The 11,497-nt window shown below is 41.8% G+C and carries 12 protein-coding genes; 2 read left to right on the top strand and 10 right to left on the bottom strand.

What is annotated here, in order from left to right:
• From FTU36_RS08625 to FTU36_RS08605, 5 genes are all read right to left on the bottom strand, one after another.
• A partial coding sequence (locus tag FTU36_RS08625; protein WP_257223973.1) for a GTP-binding protein occupies positions 1–250 on the bottom strand: 250 nt, incomplete at its 3' end.
• Between the two features lie 93 nt (positions 251–343).
• Entirely contained in the window at positions 344–2,479 is a 2,136-nt protein-coding gene (fusA, locus tag FTU36_RS08620) for an elongation factor G (RefSeq protein WP_180004228.1), read from the bottom strand.
• A 131-nt stretch (positions 2,480–2,610) separates the two neighbouring features.
• On the bottom strand, positions 2,611–3,081 hold the full coding sequence (gene rpsG, locus FTU36_RS08615; protein WP_005011815.1) for a 30S ribosomal protein S7: 471 nt from the start codon (positions 3,079–3,081) through the stop codon (positions 2,611–2,613).
• 178 nt (positions 3,082–3,259) lie between these two features.
• Complete coding sequence (gene rpsL / locus FTU36_RS08610) at positions 3,260–3,634, bottom strand: 30S ribosomal protein S12 (RefSeq protein ID WP_000246374.1); 375 nt, start codon at positions 3,632–3,634, stop codon at positions 3,260–3,262.
• 155 nt (positions 3,635–3,789) lie between these two features.
• Positions 3,790–5,250: an EcsC family protein gene (locus FTU36_RS08605; RefSeq protein WP_180117465.1), complete on the bottom strand. Its 1,461-nt coding sequence runs from the start codon at positions 5,248–5,250 to the stop codon at positions 3,790–3,792.
• A 273-nt stretch (positions 5,251–5,523) separates the two neighbouring features.
• Here FTU36_RS08605 and FTU36_RS08600 point away from each other — a divergent pair, with 273 nt between their 5' ends.
• Together FTU36_RS08600 and hemJ are read left to right on the top strand one after the other, a co-directional pair.
• Positions 5,524–6,753 carry a beta-ketoacyl synthase N-terminal-like domain-containing protein gene (locus tag FTU36_RS08600; RefSeq protein ID WP_078190050.1) on the top strand — a complete coding sequence of 410 codons (1,230 nt, stop codon included), beginning with the start codon at positions 5,524–5,526 and terminating at the stop codon, positions 6,751–6,753.
• A 68-nt stretch (positions 6,754–6,821) separates the two neighbouring features.
• Positions 6,822–7,274, top strand: coding sequence for a protoporphyrinogen oxidase HemJ (hemJ, locus tag FTU36_RS08595; RefSeq protein WP_180022661.1), 453 nt, complete (start codon positions 6,822–6,824; stop codon positions 7,272–7,274).
• A 69-nt stretch (positions 7,275–7,343) separates the two neighbouring features.
• Here the strand turns inward: hemJ and FTU36_RS08590 are convergent, their stop codons facing one another.
• The 5 genes from FTU36_RS08590 to fabD all read right to left on the bottom strand — a co-directional run bounded on the left by FTU36_RS08590 (position 7,344) and on the right by fabD (position 11,412).
• The gene (locus FTU36_RS08590; RefSeq protein ID WP_180105701.1) at positions 7,344–8,606 is read right to left on the bottom strand and encodes a hypothetical protein; all 1,263 of its coding nucleotides are present in this window, start codon (positions 8,604–8,606) and stop codon (positions 7,344–7,346) included.
• Between the two features lie 108 nt (positions 8,607–8,714).
• Positions 8,715–9,188: a peptidoglycan-binding protein LysM gene (gene lysM, locus FTU36_RS08585; RefSeq protein ID WP_180008199.1), complete on the bottom strand. Its 474-nt coding sequence runs from the start codon at positions 9,186–9,188 to the stop codon at positions 8,715–8,717.
• Between the two features lie 190 nt (positions 9,189–9,378).
• Positions 9,379–9,615, bottom strand: coding sequence for an acyl carrier protein (gene acpP / locus FTU36_RS08580; RefSeq protein WP_078190054.1), 237 nt, complete (start codon positions 9,613–9,615; stop codon positions 9,379–9,381).
• An 85-nt stretch (positions 9,616–9,700) separates the two neighbouring features.
• A complete protein-coding gene (fabG, locus tag FTU36_RS08575; protein WP_078190055.1) occupies positions 9,701–10,435 on the bottom strand; it encodes a 3-oxoacyl-ACP reductase FabG in 735 nt (244 codons plus the stop codon).
• A complete protein-coding gene (gene fabD / locus FTU36_RS08570) occupies positions 10,432–11,412 on the bottom strand; it encodes an ACP S-malonyltransferase (protein ID WP_180059475.1) in 981 nt (326 codons plus the stop codon). Before fabD ends, fabG begins: the two co-directional genes overlap by 4 nt.
• Positions 11,413–11,497 lie beyond the last annotated feature (85 nt).

The raw sequence follows: 11,497 nt of genomic DNA, 5'->3' as shown, positions 1-11,497 counted from the left end.
CTGGGCAGTCTACGTGAGCGTAGTGACGGATTGGAGAATCGTATTCTACGTGTGAAGTATTAATTGTAATACCACGTGCTTTTTCTTCTGGTGCAGAGTCGATTGCAGCGTAATCTTTCGCTTCACCACCGAATTTTTTTGCACATACAGTTGCAATTGCAGCTGTTAAAGTAGTTTTACCGTGGTCGACGTGACCAATTGTACCCACGTTAACGTGTGGCTTATTACGTTCGAACTTAGCCTTAGCCATGAGATCTTCCTTTTTAAACTACTCATGCAGGGATACTGCATGAGCATTTGGTTTTTAACTATGAATTAGTTTGGGCTTATAGTAATCGAAAGATTACTCGTCGTCACCTTTTTTACCGCCAGATTGGAACTTAGCGATGATGCCTTCAGCCACGTTACGTGGTGTTTCAGCGTATTTAGCGAATTCCATAGAATAAGTTGCACGACCTTGAGACATAGAACGCATATGAGTTGCGTAACCAAACATCTCAGAAAGTGGAACTTCTGCACGGATAGCTTTAGTACCACCAGGTAAATCGTCCATACCTTGAACAAGACCACGACGACGGTTTAAGTCACCCATGATATCGCCCATGTAGTCTTCTGGAGTTTCTACTTCAACTTTCATGATAGGTTCAAGCAAGATAGGATCTGCTTTCATGAAACCGTCACGGAATGCGTAAGAACCAGCCATTTTGAACGATAATTCGTCAGAGTCGACGTCATGGTAAGAACCATCGAACAATGTCGCTTTGATGCCAACAACTGGATAACCAGCTAGGACACCATTCTTCATACGTTCTTGGATACCTTTGTCAACCGCACCGAAGAATTCTTTAGGTACTACACCACCTACAACTTCTTCAGCGAACTCGTAATCTTTGCCAGCATCTTCAGCAAGTGGTTCTAAACGTACGTATACGTGACCAAACTTACCTTTACCACCAGTTTGACGTACGAACTTACCTTCTTGTTCAACTGATTTTTTGATCGTTTCACGGTAAGCTACCATTGGTTTACCAATGTTCGCTTCAACGTTGAATTCACGCTTCATACGGTCAACAATAATGTCAAGGTGAAGCTCACCCATACCAGCAATAATTGTTTGACCAGATTCTTCGTCAGTACGTACGCGGAATGAAGGGTCTTCTTTCGCCAAACGACCTAAAGCAACAGACATTTTTTCTTGGTCAGCTTTAGTTTTAGGCTCAACCGCAAGCGCAATTACTGGCTCTGGGAATTCCATACGCTCTAGTGTAATTACATTGTTTTCATCACATAATGTATCACCAGTCGTAGTATCTTTAAGACCTACACATGCTGCGATATCACCCGCACGAATTTCTTCAATATCGTGACGGTCATTTGCGTGCATCTGTACGATACGGCCAACACGTTCGCGCTTCATTTTAACTGGGTTATAGCAAGGGCTACCTGCTTTAAGCACACCAGAGTAAACACGTACGAATGTTAAGTTACCTACGAATTTGTCGTTCATGATTTTGAACGCAAGCGCAGAGAACGGAGCATCGTCAGACGCTTCACGAGAACCTTCAGTTTCGTCTTTGTCGTCAAGGATACCTTTAATCGCCTCGACATCAGTCGGCGCAGGTAAGAATTCAATTACAGCATCCAACATACGTTGAACACCTTTGTTTTTGAACGCTGAACCACATAGCATTGGTTGAATTTCATTCAACAATGTACGTGCACGTAAACCTGAAACGATTTCTTCTTTAGTTAACTCACCTTCTTCAAGGTACTTGTCCATGAGTTCTTCTGATGCTTCCGCAGCAGCTTCAACCATGTTAGTACGCCATTCGTTAGCTAGTTCAACTAATTCAGCAGGGATTTCGCCATATTCAAACTTCATACCTTGAGACGCTTCGTCCCAGATAATCGCTTTCATTTCGATTAGGTCAACAACACCCTGGAAGTTTTCTTCTGCACCGATTGGAACAACGATTGGCACTGGATTACCACCAAGACGTGTTTTAACTTGTTCAACAGCACGGAAGAAGTTCGCACCAGTACGGTCCATTTTGTTCACGAATGCAATACGTGGAACTTTATATTTATTTGCTTGACGCCATACAGTTTCAGACTGAGGTTGTACACCACCTACAGCACAGTAAACCATGCATGCACCGTCAAGAACACGCATAGAACGTTCAACTTCAATAGTGAAGTCTACGTGTCCTGGGGTATCAATTACGTTAATACGGTGCTGTTCGAATTGGTTACCCATCCCTTTCCAGAAGCATGTTACTGCCGCTGAGGTAATAGTAATACCACGTTCTTGCTCTTGTTCCATCCAGTCTGTAGTTGCAGAACCTTCGTGAGTTTCACCAAGTTTGTGACTCTCACCTGTGTAGAACAAAATACGTTCTGAAGTGGTAGTTTTACCAGCATCAATGTGCGCAGAGATACCAATGTTACGATAACGAGAAATTGGGGTTTGACGAGCCATGATTTCTAGCATTCCTAAATTTTGTTGTTTAAAACAGGACGCTTTAAGCTGCATAGCAACTTAAAGCGATTCGATGACAAAACAGTGACAACTGATTTGTCACCCTCCTGAATAGGGGCTGTTTTATCCGCTTAGAAACGGTAATGAGAGAAGGCTTTGTTGGCTTCAGCCATACGATGCACATCTTCACGTTTTTTGATCGCTGCGCCTTTACCTTCAGCTGCATCAAGCAACTCACCAGCAAGACGTAAAGCCATAGTTTTTTCAGAACGCTTAGCAGCAGCATCTACTAACCAACGCATAGCCAAGGCAGTACGACGGGATGGGCGTACTTCCATAGGCACTTGGTATGTAGCACCACCAACACGGCGTGCTTTTACTTCGACCATAGGACGAACTTTTTCAAGAGTAGTCTCGAAAAATTCAACTGGGTCTACTTTAGATTTTTCTTGAACGCGGTCTAAAGCACCGTAAACGATACTTTCAGCAATAGATTTTTTACCATCTTGCATTACGTGGTTCATGAATTTAGCGATTGTTTGGCTGCTGAACTTAGGATCCGGAAGGATTTCACGGGCAGCAACTACGCGACGTCTTGGCATTTTAATACACCTAATAAATATGACACTTCAGGTTACTCCAGCAGGTGCACAAAGTGTCATGTGCTTTCGCTGGCCTTACTATACGTCGCTTGGAATTTTCACAAAAAATGCAGAAATCAGACAAGCGAGACGATAAAGGATTGCAGTTCTAACGAACTAAGAAGTTAATCTTTTCAGATTATTTCTTAGGACGTTTAGCACCGTATTTAGAACGAGACTGGTTACGATCTTTAACACCAGCACAGTCTAAAGAACCACGAACGGTATGGTAACGTACACCCGGTAAATCTTTAACACGACCACCACGGATAAGAACAACACTGTGCTCTTGTAGGTTATGGCCTTCACCACCGATGTAGCTAGAAACTTCGAAACCTGAAGTTAAGCGAACACGGCAAACTTTACGCATTGCTGAGTTAGGTTTTTTAGGTGTAGTTGTGTAAACACGTGTACAAACACCACGACGTTGTGGACAAGCCTTCAACGCAGGAACTTTAGATTTTTCAACTAAAGTTGTACGACCCTTACGGATCAACTGATTTGTTGTTGCCATTTGGCAATTCTCCCGTTAATAAAAAGCCCCAAAAAATACTACTTTTTGAGGGCATGCAATTGTAAGCGAAGACTTAAAATTGGTCAACAATATACGATCATCGAAAACATTTATTCATCGTGATTTGCGCAATTTTTCACCCACAAATAAATAGTTTATTTTTCAGAAGAATCTGCTGATTTTTTTGTAACTTTATCTACGGCTGCTGTTTTGGCTTTACGCGGCTTAGTTTTGGGTGCAGCTTTTTCCACTGGGACATCCTCCTGCTGTACAGATTCCAACACATCAAACTCATCTTTTTCAGCTAAAGCAGGTTTTTGCGCAGCCCCGGGTGCATGAGGCTCAACAACTTTTTCTGCGAGTGCCTCCAAACCTTCTGAGACTTTTTGTTCCTGCTCTACTTCCACTTCGGCTGCATCAGAGTTTTTAACTTGTGCTTTTTTGATGACTTTTACTGCGCGGATACTCTCATGACCTGCAACATCTATGGTCTGATCTAGTACCGGCTCAGCCAAATCAATATCTTTCGCCTTAATACCTTCTAGTAATTTAGGTGTTGCTTGAGCAAGCAACTCAAGAGAACGCTCATAGGCATGTAAAGGTGACAAGCTAATATCCTGATGCTGCAAAATATATTGGCGCGCATTAGAAAAGACTTGCTGTGCCTTCTGATTCACTTCATCCACTAAACGGCGACTATACACTACACTTACACCAACACTCGCCACAGGAGATAATCGTGATAGCTGATTTAACAATGAAACTTTTGGCATTTGATTGAGCCATGCCCACTTAAACTGACCATTTTCATCTAGTACATATTTTTTCAATGCTGCTGCATCAGTATCTGAACCCACCAATTGCTGCAATTGATGTAAATCACTATTTTGTAGCGTACTACTCAGAGCTTTTATTGCCATAAGCAAAGTTTGTTTTTCTGCAATTAAACTCAAGTCGACCTGTTTAAAAATAAACTGAACAATATCTTGGTCACTTTCTTTGCTTAAGTCGAAACCATAAGAACGTCCAACTTGATAAATCACTCGCAGAGTCATAATCAGTGAAGCAGGGATATCAATACTTGAACCGATGACACCTGTCGCACCTGTTAAAGCCCCTTGAATCGAAGCAATCCATTTATTTTGCTCACCCAGAGCCTGACTAATACGACGCGAACGATCGACATCTTGTGTCAACTCTTCTAAATCACGTACCCCAGCTTCATCCAGTACAGCATCTACAGATGAAATATCCGAACTAAAATGATTAAGTCGATCAAATAAATAATCAGAAATTTTGTCACTAAATTGAGGAGCAACAAAATTAGCCACATTATTTACAGTATTAAAATGTCGACCGAATAATTGTCTAGAAACATTTGGAACGTGTTCACGTAAGATTTGCTGAGGATTATCATATTTTTTCACATCAAATACGCTCGTCTGACGTGACTGACCTTCCAAGGTTTGACCATTTTTTTGTGGTTGAATGACCTTAGTTACAGATTCGGGTGCAACATGATTGATAATAGACACCCCAGTAGAACTGAGCTTTTTAGCCACTCCAAAGGCGTTTGAAAGCAGACCAGCCGTTGGTTTATTATTCGTTTTCGCCATTCCCTACCCCATTCAGACTATTCTTGAAATTCTTGATAAATACTAGGTGTAGTCAAACTTTATCACAACTTGAATATGTATCTTATAGTTAAGTTTTTTGCTGCATCGTTGCAAATTAGCTCAGTCAAAAATAGGCATAGGATTTGCCATAAGAATTCAAAAAGCTTTCTGCTATCATTATTCCAATCAAATTATATGAGTTCGTCTATTTAGAAAGTTTCCTTCGTATACTTTCAATAGCTTGCTCACACACTACCTATAAAGGATCTGTAGATGAAACGTGTTGTAATCACTGGTATGGGCATCAACTCATGCATTGGTAATACATTAGAAGATGTCACTCATTCTTTGCAAAACGGGATTTCTGGAACACGTTTCAACCCAAGTTATGCTGAACTTAATTTCAAAAGTCATGTCAGTGCGGCTGCAGAACAAAACTTTGACGGTATTGACCGCCGCTTAAAACGCTTTATGGGCGTATGCGCAATGTATGCATACAACTCAGCTTTGGCTGCGGTAGAAAATGCAGGCTTAACAGCAGAACAAATTGGCGGTAATCCACGCTACGGTATTGCGGGTGGTTCAGGTGGTGGTTCAACTGCATCTGTTGTGGAAATGAAAGAACTTCTAGACACCAAAGGTGCACGTAAAGTTGGTCCATTCTTTGTACCTCGTAACATGACCAACACCATTACTGCAAACGTGGGCGTGGCATTTAAAATGCAAGGTATTGCACATACGATTACTAGCGCATGTGCAACATCTGCAGATGCCATTGGTTATGCATACAACCTGATTCAATTGGGCAAACAAGACTTAATGCTTGCCGGTGGTGGTGAAGAAGACCATTGGTCACAAAGTCTTTTATTTGATGCAATGGGTGCACTTTGTTCAAAATATAATGACACCCCAGAGACTGCTTCACGCCCTTACTCTGCTGACCGTGACGGTTTCGTGATCGCAGGTGGTGGTGGCTTCGTTGTACTAGAATCTCTTGAACATGCTCAAGCACGTGGCGCAAACATTTTGGCTGAAGTTGTCGGCTATGCAGCAAACTCAGATGGCGCAGACATGGTTGCACCATCAGGTGAAGGTGCTACTCGTTGTGTCCTGATGGCGCTTGAAGAAGCAAAACAACACGGCGTAGACAAAATTGACTATGTAAATACACACGGCACATCTACTCCGGCAGGTGATGTCACTGAACTTAAAGCAATGGAACGTGCTTTCGGTGAAGGACAAGTTCCTCCACTCAGCTCGACCAAGTCGATGACTGGTCACAGCCTGGGTGCTGCAGGTGTACAAGAAGCGATTTACTCTATTTTGATGATGCAAAATGACTTTATTGCACCAAACATCAACGTGACTGAACTTGACGAAGGTGCAAAACCTTTTGATATCGTACTTGAAAAACGTGATGCAAAATTGAATACTGTGATGAGTAACAGTTTTGGTTTTGGCGGTGTAAACGCTTGCCTCGTTTTCAAAAAATGGGAAGCTTAATATAAAGTTTGCTGCTTTGGCGCTTCGGTGCCAAAGCACACACCCACCGCCCTTTTAAGGGTCAATATATGGATGCTCCATCAGATGCTTTCCTCTGGGTCAAAGCATTACATATCATCGCAGTTGTTTGCTGGTTCGCAGCGCTATTTTATCTCCCTCGCCTTTATGTCTACCATGCCATGAGTGATGATGCTACGAGTCATCAGCGCTTTCAAATCATGGAACGCAAGCTATACCGCGGCATTATGTGGCCCGCAATGATTGCTACACTGATCACGGCGCACTTCCTCGTCGATTGGGGTGATGCAACTCGACACTACCATGAAGCGCTTTGGTTCTACCTAAAAGTTGGATTAGTTGGACTATTGGTGATTTATCATTTTGTTTGTGGTTATTACCGTAAAAAGCTTATCGAAAATGCACATTATAAGTCGCATAAATTCTGGCGTTATTTTAATGAAATGCCCACTTTGATTTTATTTGCGGTTGTCATTTTAGTTGTAGTGAAGCCAAGCTTCTAAACGACTGTAAAAAAGCCCCTACTCATTGGGGCTTTTTTATTTCTATACCAAAATGTTTATATACAAAAACTACAACTGCACACAGCTATCTAAAATATTCCAATTGTGTGCTCTAAATTGCTCACGCGGATACGGCACCTCAGCACACAGCATACCCTCCTTCTTAAAGAAACGTCGGCCGTGGCTATTTTGATTCAACTGCGTTAAATCAGTCGCACCCTGATTCAACAAATTAAAAATCATAATTCGATCATTCAAAATGTGCCCTGCAAGCACATAGCGCTCCCAAGGCACCCCCTCTATATTGGACAAAGTATTGCCCAAATAGTTTTTGATATGCCAAGATGAATACTGTCCCTGTTTTTGACCAGCCTGCATCCTAAACGAATCATAAGAAAGCTCAGATAGCTGTGCCGCCTCTTCATATTGCTTAAACAATTGATTTGCAGTTTGATTTGGCAAATACAACCAATACATAAACGAGGTATTCCAGTCCGATAATTGCTGCACCTGCTTCAACACCGCATATACGCCATAGGCTTCCAATTGCGCTGCTGAGCGCAAACTTAACTGACTGGCACTTAAAGGCTCTAAATAAACAACTTGTCCAGTCTTTAATTGCTCATTGCGTATAATTCGAACATAACGTGCCAGCCAGCTTTGAATCAGCATCCTTTCAACCAATGAGATCGGGCGCTCAAGCATCTGCTGCAATCTTTGATATTCAGCCATATATGCATCCAGCTTATCCTCTTTATTTAACGCAATATTGATCTGATAAAGGATCGCCAACTGATTTAAATATTTAAAGTCTGGATATGCGGAATTGCTCGGCATACTTAAACTGCGGTATTGGTCTGCATGCTGCAACCATGTGTTAAAGCGCTGCAACGGCACCTTTTCTTGCTGTATCAGCGCACCGAGCACCTGATGATGCTCAACAACAAATGCGCTAGCTGCCTTAGGATCATCGACCAGCAATTGCTGAAACTCCGCAACTAAATTCGTCTGTTCTTCTGACCACTTTTCACGTGTTAGCTTCGCATTCAATGGCTGGCCCAATACATTCTGATGCTCTTGCCCCAACAAACTAAATGCCCAATCTTGATGATAACGATAGCGCCCAACATTCAATGCCGAAAACCGATCTGCGGCATTCAGCCCAAGCAAGTTAAAATACGGCTCTTGTGTGTAATTTGAATGATAAGAAATTTCAGACTGCTGCCACTTGAGCACCCGAGGATCAATACGCTCATCCCACCGCAGCCAAAGACAAAAACACACAACAACTGCAAGCAACAGCAAGAAAATAAAGATGATTTTTTGTTTCATTGATTTCTTATTTTGAATTATTTCAGCCGCATTATATTCAACTTCACCATTCACGCATACAAAAAAAAGCCATCACAAGATGGCTTTTTTTACTTTAAACACAAATATTTATGCAGGAATACGAAGCACCTGACCTGGGAAAATGTCATCGGCATTTTTTAGCAAAGGACGGTTTGCTTCAAAAATTTTATTGTATTGATTTGCATCACCATAAAATTCTTTAGAAATCTTAGAAAGATTATCGCCTGATTTAACTGTATAAAATTTACTTTCAGGTTCTGGCGTTGCTACAGTCAACTGATCATCCACTTGCGCCACATGATCAATATTCCCTACCGCCAAGATAATCTTTTCACGATCTGCTTGGCTTTGCACCTGACCTTTCACTGTTGCTAGATCTGAAGTCCCGTTATAACTCACAGACAAGCCAGTTACAGGTAAGCCCAGTGCTTTGATATGACCCAATAACTTATTGGCAATTTCTTGTGCAGATGGTTCAGAAGGTGTTGCTGGCGCTGCCTGAGGCTCTGCAGGTGCTGTATTTTTTTTACCGATACCTTTTACAAAATCAAAAAGACCCATGTTTTTCTCCGTTGTTTTTACTGTTTTAAATAATTTAACTATTGTTCAAACTCTATTTTTATAGCTAAAAAATAACCGCTTTTGAGTTGTTGTTGGTGACAGAAACGTAAGCTAATGTAAAAACAAAATATTCGGCATAAAAAAGCCACCGAATGGTGGCTTTTTAAATCAGCATCGCTGAAATCTAAAATTAACCTAGTTTCTTAGAAACATAGTCAATTGCAGATTGTACAGTAGTGATTTCGTTTGAATCTTCATCAGGAATAGTGATGTCGAAATCGTTTTCGAAAGACATAACTAATTCAACTAGGTCTAGAGAATCTGCACCTAAGTCATCCATGAAAGAAGCTTCATTTTTGATCTCGTCTGCTTTAAGACCAAGTTGTTCAGCTACTGCTTGTTTTACGCGTTGTTCGATATCGCTCACAGGAATTCTCCTCATTGCTTGTGGCGTTTTTAATGCCGTTAGTTTAATTGAATCTAAATCGTTTTGAAAGTTTATACTTGAGCGCTTAGCTCATGTATAAACCACCATTTACATGTAATACAGTTCCGGTAATGTAACTTGCCTTTTCAGAAGCAAGAAAACTTACGGCATTTGCGATATCTTGCGGCTCACCTAAACGGTTTAAAGCCACTTGATCACTCATCTTTTTACGAATTTCTTCGCTTAACTGTTCTGTCATTTCTGTTGCAATAAAGCCCGGAGCCACTGCATTCACAGTGATTTGGCGGCTTCCCATCTCTTTTGCAAGGCTGCGACCAAAGGCCTCAATCCCTGCTTTTGCAGCAGAATAGTTTGCTTGTCCTGGGTTAGCAAAATGTGCAACCACAGAACTAATATTAATAATTCGTCCAAAACGTGCTTTGGTCATGCCCTTTAAAACACGTTTAGAAAGTCGATAAACGGCTTTCAAATGAATGTTGAGAATGTCATCCCAATCATCTTCTGACATACGAAGTAACAAATTATCTTTGGTAATACCCGCATTGTTCACTAAAACCAATACAGAACCAAAGTTTTGCTCAATGTCTGATACCAATGCATCGATTGCAGTTGCATCACGTACATCTAGAACTTTACCCGCACCATTTTCAGCAAAAGCAGCAGATAATTTTTCCGCACCCGCTTCTGAAGTTGCAGTACCTACAACAAAATAACCGTCTTGAATCAATTGCTGAGCAATTGCTGCTCCAATCCCTCGGCTCGCACCTGTTACTAAAGCAACTTTGCGTTCTTGTGTCATGCAATTTTCCCTTCTGCCACTAAAATGGCATTCAGTGCATCTTCCATACGACCTTTCGTGTCGAGTGGGAATGCTTTTTCAATATTTGGCAAACGTTTTGCGAGATTCGCAAGGACATTACCCGGACCACATTCAGCAATGTACTGAATACCTTGGTCTTGCAAATACTGCATGGTCTTTGTCCACTGTACAGATTGGTATAACTGTGCAGTTAACGCCTGACGTAATTGCGCTACATCAGTCGCGATTTCAGCGCCTACATTTTGTATTACAGGTATAGTAGGCAGCTCAATGGCAGTTTGTTCCAATGCTGTCGCAAACTGTTCAGCAGCAGGTTTCATCAATGCACAATGCGATGGCACAGAAACCGGAAGTGCAATTGCCTTACCGCCATTTTCCTTAGCAGCAGCCATAACCGCTTCAACCATGGCTTTATCACCCGCAATGACAACTTGACCTTGTGCATTGTAGTTTGCAGCATCTACTGAACCTGGGCCTTCTGCTTGAGCACAAAGTTCAATGACTTTGGCATCATCTAGACCCAAAATTGCCGCCATTGCACCTTGACCTTCAGGTACAGCACTTTGCATCAACTGACCACGTAGGTTCACCAGTTTAACGGCATCACCTAGGCTCATCGCTCCCGCAGCAACCAAGGCGCTGTATTCACCTAATGAGTGACCTGCAAGGTATTTCGGTGCAACACCACCTAACTCTAACCACACACGCCATAAAGCAATACTGGCAGTCAGTAGTACAGGTTGAGTAAATTCTGTTTGGTTTAACCCTTCACCACTTTGCGCAATTTGCCAAAGATCAAAGCCAACTACTTCTGATGCTTCTGCAAATGTTGCTTGCACACTACTAAACTGTTCTGCAAGTTCAGCGAGCATGCCGACTTTCTGTGACCCTTGACCCGGGAACACGAATGCAGTTTTAGTAGCTTGAGCTGCTTGCTCGAGTTGTTTAGCAGACATAAAAAAATCCTTTATCAAGACTGGTGAATTTATGCTATTTGGACATTTATTCAACACAATCCCATGTAAGCTTGTTTCAGGGACG

It is taken from the genome of Acinetobacter sp. YH12096 (assembly GCF_013419215.1).
Classification (GTDB): domain Bacteria; phylum Pseudomonadota; class Gammaproteobacteria; order Pseudomonadales; family Moraxellaceae; genus Acinetobacter; species Acinetobacter amyesii.
The sequence above is the reverse complement of the archived record's forward strand: the minus strand, read 5'-3'. Positions and strand labels throughout refer to the sequence as shown.

Coding starts and splice junctions, on each gene's coding strand:
- FTU36_RS08605 (WP_180117465.1), bottom strand. CDS start 5,250: ATGGCGAAAACGAATAATAAACCAACGGCTGGTCTGCTTTCAAACGCC.
- rpsL (WP_000246374.1), bottom strand. CDS start 3,634: ATGGCAACAACAAATCAGTTGATCCGTAAGGGTCGTACAACTTTAGTT.
- lysM (WP_180008199.1), bottom strand. CDS start 9,188: ATGGGTCTTTTTGATTTTGTAAAAGGTATCGGTAAAAAAAATACAGCA.
- hemJ (WP_180022661.1), top strand. CDS start 6,822: ATGGATGCTCCATCAGATGCTTTCCTCTGGGTCAAAGCATTACATATC.
- rpsG (WP_005011815.1), bottom strand. CDS start 3,081: ATGCCAAGACGTCGCGTAGTTGCTGCCCGTGAAATCCTTCCGGATCCT.
- fabG (WP_078190055.1), bottom strand. CDS start 10,435: ATGACACAAGAACGCAAAGTTGCTTTAGTAACAGGTGCGAGCCGAGGG.
- FTU36_RS08600 (WP_078190050.1), top strand. CDS start 5,524: ATGAAACGTGTTGTAATCACTGGTATGGGCATCAACTCATGCATTGGT.
- fabD (WP_180059475.1), bottom strand. CDS start 11,412: ATGTCTGCTAAACAACTCGAGCAAGCAGCTCAAGCTACTAAAACTGCA.
- FTU36_RS08590 (WP_180105701.1), bottom strand. CDS start 8,606: ATGAAACAAAAAATCATCTTTATTTTCTTGCTGTTGCTTGCAGTTGTT.
- fusA (WP_180004228.1), bottom strand. CDS start 2,479: ATGGCTCGTCAAACCCCAATTTCTCGTTATCGTAACATTGGTATCTCT.